This is a genomic window from Flavobacterium sp. (genome assembly GCF_040383245.1).
In the GTDB taxonomy this organism is placed as follows: domain Bacteria; phylum Bacteroidota; class Bacteroidia; order Flavobacteriales; family Flavobacteriaceae; genus Flavobacterium.
Genome location: NZ_JBEIDX010000001.1, coordinates 169,380 through 191,265, shown reverse-complemented (window position 1 = coordinate 191,265; position 21,886 = coordinate 169,380). Strand labels below are relative to the sequence as shown.

The following is a 21,886-nucleotide window of genomic DNA, read 5'->3' as shown; positions in this document are numbered from 1 at the left end:
GCTAAAAACTTTGCGTATATTTGCTACAATTTCAAATTCAATTTCTTTGAACTTCGAGCATTTCATAGCCAAACGACTCCTTACTACTAAAGACCATAAAAGTAGTATTTCTGCGCCAATAATAAAAATTGCAATCACTGCAATTGCGTTGGGCATGATTATGATGATCGTTTCAATTGCAACCGGGATTGGATTACAACAAAAAATTCGTCAAAAAGTTGCTGCATTCAGCGGACACATTATTATTTCAAATTTCAATGGAAACGAATCGGATGTGAGCACAGAGCCCATTTCGATTCATCAAAAATTTTATCCTAAATTTAAAAATATAGAAGGTATTCAACACGTTCAAGCTGTGGTAACCAAGGTTGGAATTATTAGAACCGCAACCGATTTTGAAGGAATAATTTACAAAGGAGTTGGTAAAGATTTTGACTGGGAAAACCTAAAAGAATATTTGGTTTCGGGTACGATTCCTAATCTAAAAGGGGAATTAAACAATGAAATTGTAATTTCTGAGTATTTAGCTAACCGTCTTAATTTAAAATTGGGTGCCAATTTCAATACCTTATTCATGAAGCAAAATGGAAATGGTTTGCCAAACATCCGCCGATTTAAAATTGTAGGCATTTACAATTCGGGCATGCAAGAATTTGATTCTTCTTATATCTTGGGAGACATTCGCCACTTACAAAGAATGAACAGATGGAGCCCAGATCAAGTGGGTTGTTTTGAAGTTTTTATATCCGATTTTACACAAATAAAACAAAAAGGAGACGAAGTATATCAAGAAACTTCCTCTGTATTAAAATCGCAAACCATCGAAGAAAAATATTCTTATATTTTTGATTGGCTCAAACTTTTTGACTTTAACATTGTGGTCATTCTCATTATTATGATTGTGGTTTCTACCATCAATATGGTTGTAGCTTTACTTGTTTTGATTTTAGAAAGAACCCAAATGATTGGAATTCTAAAATCGATGGGAGCCAATAATTGGAGCATCCGAAAAATATTTCTTTACAATGCCTACTATCTTATTCTTCGTGGATTATTTTGGGGAAATTTTATTGGAATTGGATTATTGGTAATTCAAAAATACTTTGGAATCATAAAATTACCTCCTGAAAATTATTATGTAACCGTTGCTCCTGTTGATATTAATTTATTATTCATCGCTGCGCTAAATATAGGAACGGTTGTTGTTTGTTTGGTTGTTTTGTTAATTCCGTCGTATTTAATTACCAAAATTGTCCCTGCAAAAACCATTCGTTTTGATTAATGAAAAGTGAAAATTTCTAAACCTGTTTCAAAATAACTTAACTTAGCAACACAAATAAAAAAAGATGCTATTTCTCTATAATCTTATTCTGTTATTCGCATTCCAAGTGATACAACTCTTGGCGCTTTTTAATCCGAAAATGAAACTTTTTGTTGATGGAAGAAAAGGTGTTTTTGAGAGAATTAGAGAAAAAATAAATCCTTCAGACAAAACCATTTGGTTTCACGCGGCTTCCTTAGGTGAATACGAACAAGGGTTGCCAGTTATTGAACAAATCAAAATTAAATTTCCTGACCACAAAATTGTAGTTACCTTTTTTTCACCTTCGGGATATGAAGTTCGAAAAAACAACACCGTAGCCGATTTAACCATTTACTTGCCACTAGACACCAAGCACAATGCGCAATTATTTGTAGAATTGGTTCACCCCGAAATGGTATTTTTTATTAAGTATGAATTTTGGCCAAATTACCTTAACGAATTAAAAAAACGCACTATAAAAACCTATTTGATTTCAGGAATATTTAGAGAAAATCAAGCCTTTTTTAAAGGATACGGAGGTTTTTACAGAAACGCACTAAATACATTTGATTACTTTTTTGTGCAAAACGAAAATTCAAAAAAACTATTACAAAGCATTGGATTTACTAATGTAAAAATTTCTGGAGACACCCGTTTTGACCGAGTAGTTTCTATTTTAGAAAGAGATAATTCTTTAGATTTTATTGAACAATTTAAAGACCAAAAAACAACAATTGTTATAGGAAGTTCATGGCCAAAAGATGAAAGTTTATTGGTTAATTATATTAATTCTGCTTCCGCAGATTTGAAATTTATAATTGCGCCGCATAACATTCATAAACCAGAAATCGATAAACTTCAAACGTTAATCACAAAAAAGACCATTTTGTATTCTGAAAAAGAAAATCAGAATCTAAATGAATTTCAAATTTTCATAATCGACACCATTGGAATTTTAACCAAAATTTATTCTTATGCCGATATTGCTTATGTAGGCGGAGGATTTGGAAATCCCGGAGTGCATAACATTCTGGAACCTGCAACTTTTGGAGTTCCAATTGTAATTGGGCCAAATTATTCGCACTTTGCTGAAGCAACAGCTTTAGTACATCAAGGAGGCTGTGTTTCTATTTCCAATCAAAAAGAATTAAATGAAGCATTTGATAATTTAATTTCCAACGAAGACATTCGACACGAAAAAGGACATATTTGCGAAACATTTGTTCAAATGAATAAAGGCGCCACTGTAACTATTTTGAAAAATATTTAACTAATAGATTACTTAAATTTTTGAAATTATGAAAAACAAATTTAGCCTTGTTTTATCTAAAATTACAGCGCTAGTTTTAAACTATCCGTTAGTGTTATTAATGTCTTTGGCAACCGTAATTGTAATTGTTTACGGAATTGAAACGAATCCAAATAATGTAGAGGAATATTTATTATTGCGATTAGGAATCACTTTTGCTTTAGGTATTTCTTCTCAATTTGCATTAAAAATGCTAGCACAAAGAATCAAAAACGGATTGGTTTGGCAACTTACCGGGATCTTGTTTTTAATTGGGTTTTTCTTTGTTTTTCCGAGTGAAGAGAAAAATTTCTCTGAAGTTTACGGGTTTATTATTGTTCCTACTTTTATTCTTTCCCATTTATTGGTAGCTTTTATTTCGTTTACAAAAAATGAAAATGAAGAAACCAATTTTTGGCAATACAACAAGAACTTATTCATTAATTTATTTCTTACAGCAGTATTCACCGGAGTATTAACAAGCGGGGTGCAACTGGCTATTTTAGCTGTTCAAGAGTTATTTAACTTTGATTTTAAAGGTGAGATTTATCTCGAAACATTTGCCGCTTTATCCATATTAGGAAGCACAAGTATCTTTTTACTTTTTAACGAATCGGGGTTAGAATACCTTGAAAAAGAAGGTTCGTATCCAGTGGTTTTTAAATTCTTCACTCAATTTATATTAATTCCGCTATTGATTATTTATGTGGTAATCTTATATTTTTATTGCTTAAAAATCACCATTAACTGGGAATTACCAAGAGGTTGGGTTTCTTATTTAGTGCTTGCCTACTCCATTGTTGGAATTTTTGCACTTTTATTGGTGCATCCATTACATAAAGAAAAAGCAAAATCTTGGATTATTTTATTTAGTAAAATATTTTATTACACCTTGATTCCATTAATTGTATTGCTTTTTGTGGCTATTTTCACTAGAGTTTTACAATATGGTTATACCGAAGCCCGTTACTTTGTATTATTAATTTCGGTGTGGCTTACTACAGTTGTATTTTATTTTATTTTTTCAAAAAGAGCCACTATTAAGTTCATTCCGATTTCCTTATTTGCATTCGGAGTTTTTGCTCTGATTTTCCCCTATATTAATGCGTTTTCAGTCTCAAAAAAAAGTCAGGAAAATGAATTAAAACAAATCCTTACCAACAATAAATTAATGGTAAATGGCTTAATCGATTTTAAAGCTCCAATTGCAGATTCGTTGAAAAACGAGGTAGAAAGTAAATTTGAATACCTGAGTCAACGCAGTGATAAAGAATATTTAAAAACTTTTTTAAATGCTGAAACTAAAGCATTAGTTGAAAAAGACAAGTATTGGTACAACGGTTTATTTAAAAATGTAACCTACACAAACAAAGGGGTAGATAACTATGTTAGAATTTACACCAAGAAAAACACCTACGAAATTAAAGATTATCAATATATTTTAAATAGTGAAAACCGAGGTAATATAGAGACAACTATTGGCAAGGATTTAATTAATATTACAAATACATATAATTATCAAAACCCTACTTTTGAAATAAAAATAAATGAAGAAGTAAAAGACATTATGCCGCAAATAAAAGCCTTTTGCAACAAATACAAATCCGCTTCCAAAGATGTTTTAGTTGATGATTTGTCCTTTACAGTTGATTTTAAAAACTACCAAATAAAAATTCTATTTAACTCCATTAATTGGTATACAAAAGGAAATAACTATAACTTTGAAGAAACAATCTATTTAGTAAAATCAAAATAAAAACCTAAATCCATGAAATTTTTAAAATTAGCACTCTTATTATTTGTATTTCAAACCCAAGCGCAACAAGGCGGTATGTGGATTCCTTCTTTATTGAAAGGAATGAACGAAACCGAAATGAAATCGTTGGGAATGAAAATTTCTGCCAAAGATATTTATGACGCAAACCAATCGAGCCTTAAAGATGCGGTTCCGCAATTTGATGGCGGATGTACTGCCGAAGTAATTTCAGATAAAGGATTAATTTTAACCAACCACCATTGCGGATTTGATGCTATTCAAAATCATTCAACTGTTGAGCACGATTACCTTCGTGATGGATTTTGGGCATACAAAATGGAAGACGAATTAACCAATCCAAATATGACGGTGATGTTCGTTGTGCGTATAGAAGATGTAACTGCCAAAGTTATGGAAGGGGTTGCTACACTTGCTACAGAAGCTGAAAAACAAAAGAAAATTCAAGATAATATTTCTTCTTTAAGTAATTCTTTGCCAAAAGAATCATGGCAAGAGAATAAAATTAGAACCTTTTACGACGGAAACCAATACCTATTATTTGTAACCGAAACTTTTAAAGACATTCGTTTCGTAGGAGCTCCACCTAGCTCTATTGGAAAATTTGGCTCAGATACCGATAATTGGGTTTGGCCAAGACACACTGGGGACTTTTCATTGTTTAGAATTTATGCCGATAAAAACAACCATCCGGCAGCGTATTCTGCAGATAATGTACCTTATAAACCTAAAAAATTCTTTCCAATTTCAACTTCTGGCGTGAAAGAAAACGACTTTACAATGGTTATGGGATATCCAGGAAGAACGCAAGAATATTTGCCTTCAGTTGCGGTAAATCAAATTGTTGAAACTTTAAATCCAGCCAAAATAGAAGTTCGTGATGCGGCGCTAAAAGTTCAAGATCGCTTTATGAGAAAAGACCAAGCGATCAAAATTCAATATGCTTCCAAATATGCTGGTGTTGCCAATTATTGGAAAAAATGGGCGGGAGAAACCAAAGGGTTGAAAAAAGCCAATGCCGTTGCAGCAAAGCAAAAATTTGAAAAACTATTCCAAGAAAAAGTGATTCAAGCAGGAAAACAAGCCGAATACGGAACTTTACTTTCTGATTTTGAAAAAAATTATTCTGAAATTAAAGACTATGCTTTGGCTAGAGATTACTTTACCGAAGTGGCTTTAAGAAATACCGAAATATTAGCTGTTGGATACAAATTATATCAATTAGAGCAATTATTAGCTAGCAAAGGCGAGCAATCATTTAACGATAGAAAAAATACTCTTTCTAAAGGAATTGATGATTTTTATAAAGATTACAATGCCGAAGTAGATAAAAATGTATTTGAGCAATTAATTCAATTATATGCTACTAAATCGCCTAAACAATTTCTTCCGGAAAACTTGCTAAATGTAGACGCTTCGCAGTTAACAAATGCTATCTTTTCTAATTCAAAACTAACTTCTTTGAACGCATTTAGAGAATTATTAGAAGGAGATTCAAAAACAGTTATTGAAAAAATAAATAACGATAACGGATATCAATTAATTAAAGCCATGGCGGACGCTTATACTTCAAAAGTAGCGCCAACTTATGATGCTTTAAATTTAAAAAATATAGCAACTCAAAGAACCTACATGAAAGCCATCTTGGAATTGTTCCCAAATCAAAGAAACTTCCCAGATGCCAATAGTACACTAAGAGTTACTTATGGAAAAGTGAAAGGTTATGAACCTAATGATGCCGTTTACTATGAGCCATTTACAACTTTAGATGGAGTCATGGAAAAATATATTCCGGGAGATTATGAATTTGATGTGCCTCAAAAATTAATCGACTTATACCAAACAAAAAATTACGGCACCTATGGTGTAAATGGAAAAATGCCGGTTTGCTTTATTGCAACCAACCACACTACAGGAGGAAATTCGGGTAGTCCTGCATTAGATGCTAACGGAAATTTAATTGGCCTGAATTTTGATAGAGTATGGGAAGGCACTATGAGCGATATTTTTTACTCTCCAGATATCTGTAGAAATATTATGGTTGATGCGCGATTTGTATTATTCATAATTGATAAATTCGCTGGTGCTCAGAATATTATAAATGAATTAAAGCTAGTTCAAACCACAAAAAAGAAATAAATTTAACATTTCTTTAAGTTTGGCATGAAAATTGATAAATAAAAAATGGAATTCAAGGAGAAAATTTTTAAAAAAGTGAAATAAAAGTTTTTTCAATAAAAAAAAATTATATCTTTGCTCCGAATTAATAATTAACCTTTTATATTAAATTAAGATGAAAAAAGTATTTTTAAGTTTAGCTGTTATCGCTGCATTAACTGTAGTATCTTGTAAACAATCTGAAAACGCTGATGCTGCTGCTGCTGACACAACTGCTGTTGACACTGCTGCTGTTGATACTGCTGCTGTAGCTGATACTGCTGCTGTTGACACAACTGCTGCTGCTGAAGCTGCTGCTCCAGCTGCTGAAGCTGCTGCACCTGCAAAAAAATAATTAGAACTTAGTTCTGATTTAAAATCAAAGCTCCGCAATGCGGAGCTTTTTTTATGCTTAATTTTAAGTCTTCGACAGGCTCAGACAGACGAATCATTTAAATTAAATGTTATCCAAAAATATCTTCAGCTGGGGAAAATACATCTGCAGGAAAAGAAAAATCTAATATTTCAGATACATGTAGTGATCGAGTAATCTCAGCAATTCCTTTTTCCATTAAAAATTGGGTATTGTATTTTCTACTTATAGCAACTTCTTTTTCATCTACGATTACCTTAAAGTACATCTTACCGTTTTTAGTCTTGAATCGCATAAAGAAAATCACATCTACAGCCTTCTTTAACGCTTCGATTGCTTCTTCGCATTCAAAACGGAGTTCGTAATCTTCGCTAATTAAAATGGCTTTACCTTTTCGCGAGTTAAATTCATATTTATATGAACCATTAAGCCGCTTGGTAATTACAAAAGTACCCATACAGAAACACAAGTTTAATAAAACAAAAAAGCTCCAAACATTAAGTTTGAAGCTTTTAGTACTCAGAGCGGGACTTGAACCCGCACGAACATTGCTGTTCACTGGATTTTAAGTCCAGCGTGTCTACCAATTTCACCATCCGAGCGTTATGCTTTTCTACTGTTATATTCTAATTTTTAGAAAAAATTAATTAAATACAACACCATCCGAGCGAATACTTTTAAGTTTATAAAACTAAAAAAGTTATAGTTGGTTGAGCGAAAAACGGGGCTCGAACCCGCGACCTCGACCTTGGCAAGGTCGCGCTCTACCAACTGAGCTATTTTCGCATTATCAAATTTTATAGGAACATGAACAATACTTCTACCGTATTGCGGATGCAAATGTAACACTAATATTGAATTATACAAACCTTTTTAATAAAAAAATGACGAATATCTTAACCCTCTGATAACCTAAAGATTACTTTTTACTAAGCATTCGTTTTAATTCATTTAGTTTCATTAAAGCCTCCATTGGCGTTAGAGTATTAATGTCTAAACCAATAATATCCTCTTTAACTTCTTCCAACAAAGGATCATCTAAATTAAAAATACTCAGCTGCATTTCATCCTTATTCGATTTTATGCCGTGCAATGCATCACTAGAATGGTCTTTCTCTAATTTTTTTAATAATTTTTGCGCCTTCTGAATCACTATTTGTGGCATTCCTGCCATTTTAGCAACATGAATACCAAAGCTATGTGCACTTCCGCCAGGAACTAATTTTCGGATAAATAACACGGTGTCTTTTAATTCTTTTACAGAAACATTAAAATTATGTATTCGAGGCAATTGCTCACACATTTCATTTAGCTCATGATAATGGGTTGCGAAAAGTGTTTTAGGTCGTGCAGGATTTTCGTGTAAAAATTCGGCGATAGCCCATGCAATAGAAATACCGTCGTAGGTGCTAGTTCCTCTACCAATTTCATCAAGAAGCACCAAACTTCTATCGGAAATATTATTCAAAATTGAAGCCGTTTCGTTCATCTCCACCATAAAAGTAGATTCGCCCATCGAAATATTATCGCTTGCGCCTACTCTAGTAAATATTTTATCCACAACACCCATTCGCAGGGAATCTGCAGGGACAAAACTTCCCATTTGAGCCAACAAAACTAACAAGGCCGTTTGTCTCAAAATAGCCGATTTACCAGACATATTCGGACCCGTAATCATAATTAATTGTTGGGAATCTCTATCTAAAAACACATCATTCGCAATATAAGGCACTCCAACAGGCAGTTGCTTTTCAATTACAGGATGTCTTCCGTTTGTGATTTCCAACTCAAAACTATCGTCCATGGCAGGACAAACATATTTGTTTTCTTGAGCCAATTGCGCAAAAGAAGTTAAGCAATCCAATTGCGCTACTAAATTAGCATTCATTTGCACTGGCTTAATATAGGTCGCAATCCATTGCACCAATTGATCAAACAATTGCGCTTCAATTTGATGTATTTTTTCTTCGGCACCTAGAATTTTTGATTCGTATTCTTTTAATTCTTCGGTAATGTATCTTTCTGCATTGACAAGTGTTTGCTTGCGAATCCATTCGGTTGGAACTTTATCTTTATGGGTATTTCGGACCTCTATATAATAACCAAAAACATTATTAAATGATATTTTTAATGAGGAAATTCCAGTCGCTTCCGATTCTCTTTTTTCAATGCCTTCTAAAAACTCTTTACCCGAAAAAGCAATGGCGCGCAATTCATCTAATTCGGCATGAACTCCAACAGCAATTGCGTTTCCTTTTGCAATAGCAACCGGTGCATCGGGATTAAGTGTAGTTTTTATTTTTTCGCGAAGCAAATCACAGCTATGGAAACTATCTCCAATAACCCGAACAGCCTCTTGCGGACTTTTCAAAGCCAACTCTTTAATAGGAATAATAGCGTCTAATGAATCTTTTAAATAAATCACTTCGCGAGGCGAAACTTTACCGGTAGCTATTTTAGAAATCAATCGCTCCAAATCAGATATTTGCTTGATTTGATGTTGAATTTGATGTAAAATTTCTTGGTTTTCCAACAAATAAGAAACCACTTCGTGTCGGCCTCTAATTTTATCTAAATCCTTTAAAGGCAGTGCCAACCAACGTTTTAACAATCGGCCTCCCATTGGCGAAAGCGTCTTGTCTATCACATCCAATAAGGTTACCGCATTGGGGTTGTAACTATGGTATAATTCTAAATTACGAATCGTAAATCGGTCCATCCATACATACGCATCTTCAGCAATACGCTGAATATTAGTTATATGCTGAATTTTATTGTGTTGAGTTTCTGATAAATAATATAAAATAGCACCTGCAGAAATAATACCATCCATTAACTCTTCAACTCCAAATCCTTTTAATGAATTGGTTTGAAAATGATTGGTTAATGTTTCTAGGGCATAATCTTCTTTGTAAATCCAATCTTCTAAATAAAAAGCATTAAAATCTTCGCCAAAGGCATCCTTAAATTGATTTTTATTATTCTTCTGAATTAATACTTCACTCGGGCTGAAATTTTGAAGCAACTTATCAATGTATTCTTCATTTCCTTGAGCTGTTAAAAATTCTCCGGTAGAAACATCCAAAAACGAAACTCCTAAGTTCTTTTTACCAAAATAAACCGAGGCTAAAAAATTATTTGATTTGGATTGTAACACCTCATCATTCATCGAAACACCCGGAGTAATTAATTCGGTTACACCTCTTTTCACAATGGTTTTAGTCATTTTTGGATCTTCCAATTGGTCGCAAATGGCAACGCGAAGTCCGGCTTTAACCAGTTTAGGCAAATAGGTATTTATAGAATGATGTGGGAACCCTGCCAAGGCAGTTTCCGTTTCAGATCCTGCGCCTCTTTTTGTAAGTATTATTCCTAAAATTTTAGATGCTCGAATGGCATCTTCTCCAAAAGTTTCATAAAAATCACCCACTCTAAACAACAAACAAGCATCAGGATATTTCCTTTTAATCTCGTTGTACTGTTTCATTAACGGGGTTTCCTTTGGATTTTTTTCTTTTGAAGACAAGTTGTGCAATTTATTTATTAAGTGTACGAATTTAATTATTTCTATTCAAAAAACATCGATAGAAATAAATTTTAAAAATTAAGTTTTTTTTATGAGCTAACTTTGGTTTTTTTAATTAGATTTGCTTGTTAATTCTTTAATTCTAATAGAAAATGAAAAAAATTGTATTATTAGCTGCTTTAGCTATATTCGGTGTAACTTCGGTTAACGCACAAAAAGATTCTAAAAAAGCTGCTGCTACTAAAGTAGTATCTCCAAAAGTAGATGGTGCAGGAATGGTTTTTGAAAATGAAACTATTGACTATGGTACTATACCACACAATGCAAATGGAGATAGAGAGTTTGTACTTACTAACAATGGTAACAAGCCTCTAAAAATTGAAAGTACTCAAGGTTCTTGTGGATGTACAGTTCCTCAAAAACCAGAAGGTGATATCGCTCCAGGTGCTAAAGGTGTAATTAAAGTTCACTATGCAACTGATAGAGTTGGTCAATTTACAAAAACAGTAACTGTTAAATCTAACGCTGCAGGTCAAGAAACTAAAGTTCTTACTATTAAAGGTAATGTATTACCAGATGCTCCAACTCCAGCTACTGAATCAAAAAGCTAATATTTTTTATATATAATTTAAAGCTTCCAGTTAAACGGAAGCTTTTTTTTTAACTAATAAGTAATGCGTAAATTAGAAAATAGTGAATTAGACCGTAAAACGGTTACTGATTTTAAATTGGCCGACAAAACTCCTATCGTCATTATTCTTGATGACATTAGAAGTTTGCATAATATTGGTTCAGTATTTAGAACTTCGGATGCTTTTTTAATCGAAAAAATTTACTTGTGCGGAATTACCGCTACGCCTCCAAACAAAGAAATTCATAAGACCGCTCTGGGCGCTACAGATACTGTGGCTTGGGAATATGCTAAAGATGTATTAGAAGTTATCTCCAAATTAAAAGCTGAAAACACAATTGTTTATGCAATTGAACAAGTTGAAAATGCTGTCTTTCTAGATAATTTTCAACCTATAAAACAAAATAAATATGCATTAGTTTTTGGAAACGAAGTATATGGCGTTTCTCAAGAAGCCATAAAAATGTGTGACGGTTGTATTGAAATACCACAATTGGGAACCAAACATTCCTTAAATATTTCGGTTAGTGCTGGAATAGTAGTTTGGGATTTATTTCAAAAAATGAAAAACTTAAGCTAATTTCTTTTGAATTTCCTCTAAGACAAAAATATAATCTTCTTGATTTTTTACAAAATCACGTTCCGAGACGTCTATAATTAGAACATTCAAATCTTGTTGGGTTTTGATATAATCCAAATAGCCGTTATTGATTTTATCTAAATATTCGGCAGGAATTTCTTGCTCGTAACTTCTACCTCTTCGTTTAATATTTTGAAGTAACCGCTCTGTATTTTGATATAAATAAATATACAAATCGGGCTTTGGCAATTCTTTATAGATAATATCAAATAGCGTTTTATACAATCTAAACTCATCTTCTGCCAAAGTTACTTTTGCAAAAATTAAAGATTTAAAAATGTGGTAATCGGCCACAATGAAATCTTTAAATAAATCAAATTGTGCTAAATCATCTGATATTTGTTGGTAGCGATCAGCTAAAAAAGACATCTCTAACGGAAATGCATATCGGTTTTGATCTTTATAAAATTTTGGCAAAAAAGGATTATCAGCAAAGCGTTCAAAAACCGTTTTGGCATTAAAATCTTCTGCTATTTTAGAAACCAAAGTAGTTTTTCCGGCGCCAATATTACCTTCGACTGCGATGTAATTAAAATTTTCTAAACTAATTATAGAAAGTGGCGCAGTAAGTGGTGCTATTTTAGTACAAGCCCCTGAATCGGTGCATGCTGTTAGTAATTCGGAAATTGATTTATTTGTAAATGGATGCATCCAATCGGAAACAATCTCTGAAAGTGGCAACAAAACAAAAAGACGATTTTGTAACTGTTTATGAGGAACCTCAAGCAAATCAGATTGCAAAACCTCTGCTCCAAAAGCGATAATATCAATGTCAATTATTCGAGGTAAATAAGTTGAACTATCCGTTCTAATTCTGCCTAACTTTTTTTCAAGCTTTAGAATTTTCTTAATTAATTTAACCGGAGTTAAATTAGTATGAACGGCAACAGCGCAATTGTAAAAAGAGTCACTTTCAAATCCCCAAGAATCCGATTCATATAAAGAAGAAACCTTCACAACAGTAGCAACTTCATGATGTATTGAAGCAATGGCTTGCTCAATATTTTCATGACGATTTCCTTGATTACTGCCTAATGATAGGATTATTTGTTGTTGCAAATTCATAGTCTACAAAATAACTAAAAGAAATTCAGAATTAAAGTATATTTGTGCTTTCTGTTGATAACTATTTTGTTTACTCTAAATTGATTCTGTAACAAAAATCAACATCACGCAACTAATTGAAAAATTAAATATTATGAAGTTTTTAAGTAATGTATTAGCAACGATTGTAGGGTTGTTTGTGTTTTTTATGGTTAGTTTTTTTGGACTCGTGGTAATTGGAGCACTTTTCAGCAGCTCGGAAGATACGGTTACTATTAAAGACAATTCAGTAATTGAATTGGATTTGTCTGAAATAAAATATGATTATGCAGGGAAAGTCAATTTTAAAGATTTTGACTATACAGTAGCAGATCATAATGGGTTATCGGATGTGATAAAAGCAATTGAACACGCTAAAACTGACGATAAGATTAAAGGAATTTCGATACTGAACTCAGTTTCCGATTTAGGGATTGCGCAAACAAAAGCACTTCGTGATCAGCTGGAAGACTTTAAAAAATCAGGGAAATTCATTTATTCTTATGCGGATAGTTATTCCCAAAAAGAATATTTTTTAAATTCGGTTGCCAACAAAATTTACATTAATCCAATTGGCGATTTTAGTTTTAAAGGTTTATCTGCAGAAATTATGTTCTTTAAAGATTTTGAAGATAAATCGGGATTAAAAATGGAAGTAATTCGCCACGGGAAATACAAAAGTGCAGTGGAGCCCTTTTTAGAAAATAAAATGAGCGAAGCCAACCGGGAACAAACTACCCAATTATTAAGCTCTATTTGGAATTCTATTTTGGTTGACATAGCAAAAAGCAGAAAAGTAACAACCGAAAGATTAAATCAAATTGCAGAAGGTCTATTAGCTAGAACACCCGAAATGGCTAAAAAAGAAAACTTGGTAGACATTATTGCCTATGAAGATATTTATCATAACGACATCAGAAAAGCACTTCAAGTAAAATCTGACGAAGACTACAATACAGTTTCCATATCTGATTATGCAAATGAAGTAGCACTTTCAACCATTGATTTTTCATCAAAAGATGTTATTGCAGTTATTTATGCGCAGGGAGAAATTGGCAGTGGAGAAGGTGATGTAAATGAAATTGGTGAAGGATCAATGCGTCGTTCACTTCAAGATGCAAGAAAAGATAAAAATGTAAAAGCAATTGTTTTACGAATTAATAGTCCGGGTGGAAATGCCTTAACTTCAGAATTGATTTGGAGAGAAATTGAAATTACTAAAAAAGTAAAACCTGTTGTGGTTTCTATGGGAGATTATGCTGCATCTGGCGGTTATTATATTGCTTGTAATGCGAATAAAATATTTGCGGAAGCAAATACCATTACCGGATCAATAGGTGTTTTTGGTTTATTGCCTAACTTTTCGGAAGCAGCTAAAAAAATTGGAATCTCAACGGAACTCGTTAAAACTAATTCCAACGCGGCAGAGTACAGTCCGTTCAAACCGTTAGACGAAAACTACAGAGGCTTTGCACAAGAAGGAGTGGAAAGAATATATGGGATATTTTTACAAAGAGTTGCTGCAGGTAGAAAACTAACAACAGCACAAGTTGATGCCATTGGACAAGGAAGAGTGTGGAGTGGTCAAGACGCACTTAAAATTGGACTTGTAGATAAAATTGGTGGTATGGATGAAGCCTTAAATGAGGCAGCTAAACTTGGTAAAACAAACCAATACAGAACTAAAAATTATCCAGAAATTGATAAAGAAATTGGAGATATTTTATCACAATTTGGTATAGCACAAAGCAAAGAAAGTATCATAAAAGAGTCAATTGGAGCAGAAAATTATGAGGTGTTAAAACATGTAAAACAGATGACATCCCAAAAAGGAATGCAAGCTCGAATGGCTTACGAATTGAAAATAAAATAAACTTTCAACACTAAAATACAAAAAATCCGTTTTACTAAAAAGCGGATTTTTTTATTAAGTAAATTAAGGGAATTTATAACACAATTTTAACGATTAATTCGTTTTTGTTTTTTAACTTTAGATAGAAAGAACAAGAAAAATAGATAAGTAGATTATGGATAAGAAAATGGTATTTAAGAAAGTTTTGAAAATTAGTGGAATTGTTTTATTGGTGCTATTTGTAGCAGCTTTTTCAGTTCCATATTTGTTTAAAGACAAGATACAAGAAAAAATAACAAAAGCACTTAATGATAATGTTGATGCTAAAATAACATTTAAAAATGCCGATTTAAGTTTGTTTTCTAGTTTTCCAAAAGCTACTATTTCAATCGAAAAATTAGCCGTAATAAACAAAGCCCCTTTTGAAGGTGACACCTTAGTGGCGTTTCAAGAACTGAATATAAAAATGTCGGTGATGGAACTTTTTAATGATGCTAATGATCCAATGAAAATTGAAGGTGTTGCGTCTAAAAATGGATTAATAAACATTATTTTTAACAAAGAGGGTGTGGGTAATTACGACATTGCCTTGAAAAATAAGAAGCAGGAAAGTGCCGATAAAAGCAAACCCTTAGCATTTAAAATAAACAATTACGAAGTTGAAAATTTTAAATTCAGATTCACCAACGAAGCTACTAAAATAAAAATGGAGTTGGACAGCATTAACCATTCGGGCTCTGGCGATTTTACAAACAATATTTTAGATTTAGATACCAAAACCACAGCCAAAGTATCGATGAGCATGGACAAGATGAATTACATGAAAAATGTAGCTGTATCATTAGATGCTGTTTTGGGAATGGACTTAGACAAAAGCAAATATACTTTTAAGGAAAACAAAGCCAAGATTAATGACTTGGAATTAGAGTTTAATGGATTTTTACAACTGGTTTCTACAGGACAGTTATATGATATGAAATTTAAAACCCCTACTTCTTCATTCAAAAATTTCTTAGGATTAATTCCGGCAGCCTACCGAAGTAATATTGAAAATGTAAAAACTTCGGGCGATTTTACAGTGGTTGGTTTTGCCAAAGGGTTACTTTCAGATACTTCAGTTCCAAAATTTAATATTGCAATTGCATCCAACAATGCCTCTTTTCAATATCCTGATTTACCAAAATCGGTTAAAAATATCATAATCGATACTAAAATAATTAATGAAAGTGGCGTGATGAATGACACCTATGTTAATTTAGATAAGCTTTCTTTTTCTATTGATCGCGATGTTTTTAATGCAAAAGCAACCATAAAAAATGTAGCTACTAATGCATTAGTAGATGCTTCGCTTAAGGGGACTATCAATTTAGGAAACTTCTCTAAAGCTTATCCGGTAAAATTAAAAATTCCGCTTTCTGGAATATTAAAAGCCGATGTAACGACCAAATTTGATATGGCTTCTGTGGAAAAAAGCGACTATCAAAAAATCAATAATGCTGGTTCAATGAGCCTCGCGGGATTTAAATATGTTGACGATGCTGGAAAAGCAATGACCATCAGCAGTGCCAAAATACAATTCAATCCAAGCCGCGTTAATCTTCAAGAATTTAATGCAACAACCGGAAAAAGCGATATTAATGCAACGGGTACGCTAGATAATTTTTATGGATTTGTTTTCCGAAACCAAGAATTAAAAGGGAATTTTACCATGGCTTCCAATCAAATCGCTGTGTCTGATTTTATGACGGATGCCACAACAAAAACCGATGAAAAGTCCACCAAAACGGCAATGAAAATACCTTCATTTTTAAATTGTACTTTAACTGCTAAAGCCAACACTGTGCTTTATGATAATTTAACCTTGAAAAATTGTTCGGGAAAATTAGCAATTAAAGACCAAGCCGTTTCATTGGAGAATGTGAAAACAAATGTATTTGGAGGACAGATTGATCTTAACGGAATGGTTTCTACAAAAGAGAAAATATCTAATTTCAATATGAAATTAGGCATGGACCAAGTAGACATCACCCAAACTTTCACACAATTAGATATGTTTAAAAAAATTGCTCCAATTGCTGGTGTAATTACCGGAAAATTTAATTCTATTGTTAAGTTATCTGGAGATTTAAACGATAAAGAAATTACTCCAAACTTAAATACACTTAATGGAGATTTATTAGGTCAAATGAGTGGGACTTCTATTAATCCAAACGGTTCGAATATTTTAAATACTATAAGTCAAAATCTGAAATTTATTGATTTGAAAAAATTGAATGTAAACGATGTAAAAATGGCTATAGCATTCCAAGACGGAAAAGTAACTGTAAAACCATTTGACATAAAATACCAGGACATTAAGGTTTCTGTTGCAGGAACTCATGGTTTTGATCAATTGATGAATTACAATTTAAAATTTGATGTGCCTGCGAAATATTTAGGGAATGAAGCGGCAGGATTATTGGCAAAATTATCTCCTGGTGAAATTTCTAAATTGGAGAATATTCCGGTAAATGCAAACCTAACAGGAAGTTTTTCTAAACCAAAAGTCACTACCGATATTAAATCGGCAACAACTAGTTTAGTGACTAGCATAGCCAAACAACAAAAGCAAAAATTGCTTTCACAAGGCACAAGTGCTTTAGAAAACATTATTAATAACAATACCAAATCGGGGGATACTACTAAAACTAAAAAAGTAGTGAATCAAGCTAAAGATTTATTGAATGGTTTGTTCAAAAAGAAAACTCCATAAGTCATTGCGAGGAACAAAACATTTGCTATTTACAAGCTAATCTTTACAACATACCCTTCAAACGTGCGCACATTAAAAACCGTGCCGTCTTGAAAGATTAGATATTGCCCTTTTATGCCCGTTAACTTTCCTGAAAAATTTGGAGTTTTATCTAAATTCAAACTGGTGACTTTTTTGGGAAATTCCAATACTGGAAAATGAAGATCATATAAATCTTCTTTTTCGGGATGGAAATATTCTTGAACTTCTTTTGGGATTATATATTTTAAATTGGCTCTTTCCTGAATCAAATCGGCATCAGGAACTTCATTTTTAAGCATTTTCTGCCAATTGGTTTTATCTGCAAAATGCTCTTTTAAGGCAACCTCTGTGATTCCTGCTAAATATCGATTTGGAACTTCAACAATCGGAATGGCTTGCACCGCTCCTTGATCTATCCATCGCGTTGGAACTTGCGTTTTTCTTGTTACGCCAACTTTAACTTCACTTGACAATGCTAAATACACAATGTGTGGCTGCAATTGAACTCTCTTTTCGTATTCTAAATCTCTATCTTCAAGATCTAAATGCGCGGTACTCAATTCGGGTTTCATAATCCAATCGCCTGCAGCAGGACTGCTCATAAAACAATCGTAACAAAATCCTTGACGGAATATTTTCTTTTTTTTACCGCATTGCAAACATTGGTAGCCCAAAAAATTGATTTCAATATTCTTGTCCAATAATTGATTCAAACTCAAAAAACTATTTTCAAAAACCAAATAGTATTGAATTGGATTCGAATATTCTGTTTGCATTTTGGTTAATACCCCTTCGTAAATCATTTATTTCAAGTTTCAGGATTAAAGTTACAAGTTCAACAAAATTTGTTATTTTTGGTAAAGTTATAATTCAAAAATGACAACTCATAACTCATAACTATAAAAATGCCATTTCCAATAATTAATTCTATCGCAACTTGGGTTTTAAAACAGCGCATCCATCAAATTGAGCTGTTTTTAAAATATCCTAATGAGGTACAGGAAGAGTTATTGATGAATTTAATTCGAAAATCAGAAGATACAGAACTGGGCAAAGAAAAAGATTTTGAATCAATAAAAAATTATAAAACTTTTTGCGAAAGGGTTCCGGTTTCAACTTACGAAGAGTTGGAGCCACTGATTGAACGCACGCGAAAAGGAGAACAAAATGTTTTTTGGGCAGAACCCATAAAATGGTTTGCCAAATCAAGTGGGACTACAAATGCTAAAAGTAAATTCATTCCAGTAAGTGAAAGTGCCTTAGAAAATTGTCATTATAAAGGAAGCAAAGATTTGTTGTGCATGTATTTGAACAACAACGAAAACTCGGAAATGTTTTTAGGTAAGAGTTTACGACTTGGCGGAAGTTCGCAGATTTATGAAAACAACAACTCTTCATTTGGTGATTTATCGGCAATATTAATTGAAAACATGCCGATGTGGGCCGAATTTAGTAGTACACCTAGCAATAAGATTTCCCTTATGAGTGAATGGGAAACCAAACTTACCGCCATCATCAACGAAACCAAAAAAGAAAATGTGACCAGTTTTGCGGGGGTTCCTTCTTGGATGCTGGTCTTACTCAACCGAATTTTATCCGAAACAAATCACACCTCCCTATTTGAGTTATGGCCCAATCTAGAAGTCTATTTTCATGGAGGCGTAAACTTTGAGCCCTATAGAGAACAATACCAAAAAATATTACCCAATTCCGATTTTAAATACTACGAAATCTACAATGCTTCTGAAGGATTTTTTGCTATTCAGGATATGAATTATTCGAACGATTTATTGTTGATGTTGGATTATGGTATTTTTTATGAATTCATTCCGATGGATACTTTTGGTACACCAAACCAAATTGTAATTCCACTTGCCGAAGTAGAGCTGTTTAAAAATTATGCAGTTGTTATTACAACCAATTCCGGTTTGTGGCGCTACTTAATTGGAGATACCGTTCGATTTACCTCATTAAATCCTTATAGAATTCGAGTTACTGGAAGAACCAAACACCACATTAATGTATTTGGCGAAGAATTAATGGTAGAGAATGCCGATCTAGCCATTGCCAAAACCTGTTCGCAATTGAATTGCGATGTAAAAGATTATACTGTGGCTCCGGTTTTTATGAAAAATAAAGAAAAAGGCTCTCACGAATGGATGATAGAGTTTAAAAAAACGCCAGAGGATTTGGCATTATTTGCAAAAGTTCTAGACGAAACCTTGCAATCTGTCAATTCTGATTATGAGGCCAAACGCTATAAAAACATGACCTTAAACCCATTGAAAATAAATGTAGCTCGAGAAAATTTATTTTATGATTGGTTAAAATTAAAAGACAAATTAGGAGGCCAAAATAAAATTCCGAGATTATCTAATCAAAGGGATTATTTGGAACAATTAAAAGATATGCAATAAAAAAAGCCCAGAAAATTCTGAGCTTTTTTTTGTTAATTTGAATAATTAAGAGGCTAACTCCAATCGTTTCAATAAATTTTTATTCAGTGCATGCTCAGCATATTCTTTATCAATTTCTAGAGTTTTCTCCTCAGAACTTGGCAATTCATACATGGCATCGGTAAGGATAGCTTCACAAAGTGAACGCAATCCACGGGCGCCCAATTTATATTCTAAAGCTTTATCTACAATATAATCTAAAGCTTCATTTGACATTGAAAACTGTACCTCATCCATAGCAAAAAGCTTTTCATATTGCTTGATTAAAGCATTTTTTGGCTCGGTTAAAATAGAACGCAAAGTAGCTTTATCTAAAGGATCCATGTGAGTTAATACCGGCAAACGCCCTATGATTTCGGGAATTAATCCAAAATCTTTGATGTCTTTTGGAATGATGTATTGCAACAAATTGTCTTTATCTATATTGTCTGTATTTTTTGATGTTGCATAACCAACTGCAGTTCTATTTAATCGCTTAGAAATGATTCGTTCAATTCCGTCAAAAGCACCTCCTGCAATGAAAAGAATATTTTGCGTGTTTACCTCAACAAATTTTTGATCTGGATGTTTTCTACCTCCTTTTGGTGGCACATTCACAACAGTTCCTTCTAGTAATTTCAATAAAGCTTGTTGCACCCCTTCTCCAGAAACATCACGCGTTATAGATGGATTGTCGCTTTTACGAGCAATTTTATCAATTTCATCAATAAAAACAATTCCGCGTTCGGCTTTAGACACATCATAATCGGCAGCCTGAAGTAAACGAGTTAAGATACTTTCTACATCTTCTCCTACATATCCTGCCTCGGTTAATACCGTTGCATCTACAATTGCCAAAGGGACGTCTAGCATTCGAGCAATAGTTTTAGCTACTAATGTTTTTCCGGTTCCGGTTTGTCCTACCATAATAATGTTTGATTTTTCAATTTCTACATCTTCGTGGTGTTGCTGTTGCATTAATCGTTTGTAGTGGTTGTAAACCGCTACCGCCATTACTTTTTTGGTTTGGTCTTGCCCAATAACATATTCATCCAAAAAGGCACGGATTTCTTTTGGCTTACGCAAAATTAAATCACTAGGGGTTTTTGAATTTGAATTGCTTTTTAATTCTTCCAAAATAATACCGTGCGCCTGCTCAATACATTTATCACAAATGTGAGCATCAATACCAGCTATCAATAAATTGGTTTCTGGTTTTTTTCTTCCGCAGAAGGAACATTCTAATTTTTCTTTTGCCATTATTTATAGGTTCTAAGGTTTAAGTTTCTGAGGTTCTAAGGTTTTTTCTTAGGGCCTTAGTAACTTAGGACCTTAGTTACATTATTTTATCTTCTTAAAACCTCATCAATCATTCCGTATTCTTTTGCTTCGTCGGCAATCATCCAATAATCGCGTTCTGAATCGGCGTGTACTTTATCAAATGTTTGCCCAGAATGATGTGAAATTATTTTATACAATTCGTCTTTTAGTTTAAGCATCTCGCGTAAGTTGATTTCCATATCGGTAGCAACTCCTTGTGCTCCACCTGATGGTTGGTGAATCATCACTCTTGAATGTGGTAATGCCGAACGCTTTCCTGCAGCTCCTGCACACAACAATACTGCTCCCATTGAAGCTGCCATACCGGTACAAATTGTAGCTACATCGGGTTTGATGTATTGCATGGTGTCATAAATTCCTAAACCTGCATATACGCTTCCGCCTGGAGAGTTTAGATAAATTTGAATATCTTTAGAAGCGTCAACACTTTCTAAAAACAACAATTGCGCTTGTACGATATTAGCAATTTGATCGTCTATTCCGGTACCAAGAAAGATAATTCTATCCATCATTAAACGAGAAAAAACATCCAATTGAGATACGTTTAAATGACGCTCTTCAATAATATAAGGAGTCATATTTGTTGGGTTCATAGCGCCAACAATTTTATCATAATACATTGCGTTCACACCTTGGTGCTTGGTCGCAAATTTTCTAAATTCTTTTCCGTAATTCATTTTAAATTTTAGTTTAAAAGGTTTATATGATTA

Annotated in this window: 16 protein-coding genes and 2 tRNA genes; 10 read left to right on the top strand and 8 right to left on the bottom strand. The window is 33.1% G+C overall.

What is annotated here, in order from left to right:
* Window positions 1-46: 46 nt before the first annotated feature.
* The 5 genes from ABWO08_RS00850 (at window position 47) to ABWO08_RS00830 (ending at window position 6,877) form a co-directional block, all read left to right on the top strand.
* Window positions 47-1,282 carry an ABC transporter permease gene (locus ABWO08_RS00850; protein ID WP_353083044.1) on the top strand — a complete coding sequence of 412 codons (1,236 nt, stop codon included), beginning with the start codon at window positions 47-49 and terminating at the stop codon, window positions 1,280-1,282.
* Between the two features lie 64 nt (window positions 1,283-1,346).
* Entirely contained in the window at window positions 1,347-2,573 is a 1,227-nt protein-coding gene (locus ABWO08_RS00845) for a 3-deoxy-D-manno-octulosonic acid transferase (protein ID WP_353083042.1), read from the top strand.
* A gap of 28 nt (window positions 2,574-2,601) precedes the next feature.
* Window positions 2,602-4,347 carry a DUF4153 domain-containing protein gene (locus ABWO08_RS00840; protein ID WP_353083040.1) on the top strand — a complete coding sequence of 582 codons (1,746 nt, stop codon included), beginning with the start codon at window positions 2,602-2,604 and terminating at the stop codon, window positions 4,345-4,347.
* Between the two features lie 12 nt (window positions 4,348-4,359).
* Window positions 4,360-6,504: a S46 family peptidase gene (locus tag ABWO08_RS00835; protein ID WP_353083038.1), complete on the top strand. Its 2,145-nt coding sequence runs from the start codon at window positions 4,360-4,362 to the stop codon at window positions 6,502-6,504.
* 154 nt (window positions 6,505-6,658) lie between these two features.
* Window positions 6,659-6,877 (top strand): hypothetical protein, encoded by a 219-nt coding sequence (locus tag ABWO08_RS00830; RefSeq protein ID WP_353083036.1) that lies wholly within the window; start codon window positions 6,659-6,661, stop codon window positions 6,875-6,877.
* 109 nt (window positions 6,878-6,986) lie between these two features.
* Here ABWO08_RS00830 and ABWO08_RS00825 read toward each other — a convergent pair whose 3' ends face one another.
* The 4 genes from ABWO08_RS00825 to mutS all read right to left on the bottom strand — a co-directional run bounded on the left by ABWO08_RS00825 (window position 6,987) and on the right by mutS (window position 10,421).
* The gene (locus ABWO08_RS00825; protein WP_353083034.1) at window positions 6,987-7,352 is read right to left on the bottom strand and encodes a DUF1508 domain-containing protein; all 366 of its coding nucleotides are present in this window, start codon (window positions 7,350-7,352) and stop codon (window positions 6,987-6,989) included.
* A gap of 59 nt (window positions 7,353-7,411) precedes the next feature.
* Window positions 7,412-7,497 (bottom strand) — tRNA-Leu (locus ABWO08_RS00820).
* Between the two features lie 111 nt (window positions 7,498-7,608).
* Window positions 7,609-7,681, bottom strand: a tRNA-Gly gene (locus ABWO08_RS00815).
* Window positions 7,682-7,814: 133 nt separating this feature from the next.
* Window positions 7,815-10,421, bottom strand: a complete 2,607-nt coding sequence (mutS, locus tag ABWO08_RS00810; RefSeq protein WP_353083032.1) for a DNA mismatch repair protein MutS — start codon at window positions 10,419-10,421, stop codon at window positions 7,815-7,817.
* Between the two features lie 152 nt (window positions 10,422-10,573).
* Between mutS and ABWO08_RS00805 the strand changes: the two genes are divergently transcribed.
* A complete protein-coding gene (locus tag ABWO08_RS00805; protein WP_353083030.1) occupies window positions 10,574-11,032 on the top strand; it encodes a DUF1573 domain-containing protein in 459 nt (152 codons plus the stop codon).
* Between the two features lie 63 nt (window positions 11,033-11,095).
* Window positions 11,096-11,632 carry an RNA methyltransferase gene (locus tag ABWO08_RS00800; protein WP_353083028.1) on the top strand — a complete coding sequence of 179 codons (537 nt, stop codon included), beginning with the start codon at window positions 11,096-11,098 and terminating at the stop codon, window positions 11,630-11,632.
* Here ABWO08_RS00800 and folK read toward each other — a convergent pair.
* Window positions 11,624-12,757, bottom strand: coding sequence for a 2-amino-4-hydroxy-6-hydroxymethyldihydropteridine diphosphokinase (gene folK, locus ABWO08_RS00795; RefSeq protein WP_353083026.1), 1,134 nt, complete (start codon window positions 12,755-12,757; stop codon window positions 11,624-11,626). The genes ABWO08_RS00800 and folK overlap by 9 nt on opposite strands.
* A gap of 133 nt (window positions 12,758-12,890) precedes the next feature.
* On the opposite strand from folK, the gene sppA reads away from it, so the two are divergent.
* Both sppA and ABWO08_RS00785 read left to right on the top strand, forming a co-directional pair.
* Window positions 12,891-14,648, top strand: coding sequence for a signal peptide peptidase SppA (gene sppA, locus ABWO08_RS00790; protein ID WP_353083024.1), 1,758 nt, complete (start codon window positions 12,891-12,893; stop codon window positions 14,646-14,648).
* A 154-nt stretch (window positions 14,649-14,802) separates the two neighbouring features.
* Window positions 14,803-17,379: an AsmA-like C-terminal region-containing protein gene (locus tag ABWO08_RS00785; RefSeq protein WP_353083022.1), complete on the top strand. Its 2,577-nt coding sequence runs from the start codon at window positions 14,803-14,805 to the stop codon at window positions 17,377-17,379.
* A gap of 29 nt (window positions 17,380-17,408) precedes the next feature.
* On the opposite strand, the gene ABWO08_RS00780 is transcribed toward ABWO08_RS00785, so the two are convergent.
* On the bottom strand, window positions 17,409-18,203 hold the full coding sequence (locus tag ABWO08_RS00780) for a DUF2797 domain-containing protein (RefSeq protein WP_353083021.1): 795 nt from the start codon (window positions 18,201-18,203) through the stop codon (window positions 17,409-17,411).
* Window positions 18,204-18,305: 102 nt separating this feature from the next.
* Here ABWO08_RS00780 and ABWO08_RS00775 point away from each other — a divergent pair, with 102 nt between their 5' ends.
* The gene (locus tag ABWO08_RS00775; protein WP_353083019.1) at window positions 18,306-19,817 is read left to right on the top strand and encodes a GH3 auxin-responsive promoter family protein; all 1,512 of its coding nucleotides are present in this window, start codon (window positions 18,306-18,308) and stop codon (window positions 19,815-19,817) included.
* Between the two features lie 45 nt (window positions 19,818-19,862).
* Here ABWO08_RS00775 and clpX read toward each other — a convergent pair whose 3' ends face one another.
* Window positions 19,863-21,095, bottom strand: a complete 1,233-nt coding sequence (gene clpX / locus ABWO08_RS00770; protein ID WP_353083017.1) for an ATP-dependent Clp protease ATP-binding subunit ClpX — start codon at window positions 21,093-21,095, stop codon at window positions 19,863-19,865.
* A gap of 86 nt (window positions 21,096-21,181) precedes the next feature.
* Entirely contained in the window at window positions 21,182-21,853 is a 672-nt protein-coding gene (clpP, locus tag ABWO08_RS00765; protein ID WP_353083016.1) for an ATP-dependent Clp endopeptidase proteolytic subunit ClpP, read from the bottom strand.
* Between the last annotated feature and the right edge of the window lie 33 nt (window positions 21,854-21,886).

Excerpts from the sequence above, each read along its gene's own strand:
- ABWO08_RS00845 (WP_353083042.1), top strand. The coding sequence starts at position 1,347 with ATGCTATTTCTCTATAATCTTATTCTGTTATTCGCATTCCAAGTGATA.
- ABWO08_RS00840 (WP_353083040.1), top strand. The coding sequence starts at position 2,602 with ATGAAAAACAAATTTAGCCTTGTTTTATCTAAAATTACAGCGCTAGTT.
- ABWO08_RS00835 (WP_353083038.1), top strand. The coding sequence starts at position 4,360 with ATGAAATTTTTAAAATTAGCACTCTTATTATTTGTATTTCAAACCCAA.
- ABWO08_RS00830 (WP_353083036.1), top strand. The coding sequence starts at position 6,659 with ATGAAAAAAGTATTTTTAAGTTTAGCTGTTATCGCTGCATTAACTGTA.
- ABWO08_RS00825 (WP_353083034.1), bottom strand. The coding sequence starts at position 7,352 with ATGGGTACTTTTGTAATTACCAAGCGGCTTAATGGTTCATATAAATAT.
- ABWO08_RS00805 (WP_353083030.1), top strand. The coding sequence starts at position 10,574 with ATGAAAAAAATTGTATTATTAGCTGCTTTAGCTATATTCGGTGTAACT.
- ABWO08_RS00800 (WP_353083028.1), top strand. The coding sequence starts at position 11,096 with ATGCGTAAATTAGAAAATAGTGAATTAGACCGTAAAACGGTTACTGAT.
- folK (WP_353083026.1), bottom strand. The coding sequence starts at position 12,757 with ATGAATTTGCAACAACAAATAATCCTATCATTAGGCAGTAATCAAGGA.
- sppA (WP_353083024.1), top strand. The coding sequence starts at position 12,891 with ATGAAGTTTTTAAGTAATGTATTAGCAACGATTGTAGGGTTGTTTGTG.
- ABWO08_RS00785 (WP_353083022.1), top strand. The coding sequence starts at position 14,803 with ATGGATAAGAAAATGGTATTTAAGAAAGTTTTGAAAATTAGTGGAATT.
- ABWO08_RS00780 (WP_353083021.1), bottom strand. The coding sequence starts at position 18,203 with ATGATTTACGAAGGGGTATTAACCAAAATGCAAACAGAATATTCGAAT.
- ABWO08_RS00775 (WP_353083019.1), top strand. The coding sequence starts at position 18,306 with ATGCCATTTCCAATAATTAATTCTATCGCAACTTGGGTTTTAAAACAG.
- clpX (WP_353083017.1), bottom strand. The coding sequence starts at position 21,095 with ATGGCAAAAGAAAAATTAGAATGTTCCTTCTGCGGAAGAAAAAAACCA.
- clpP (WP_353083016.1), bottom strand. The coding sequence starts at position 21,853 with ATGAATTACGGAAAAGAATTTAGAAAATTTGCGACCAAGCACCAAGGT.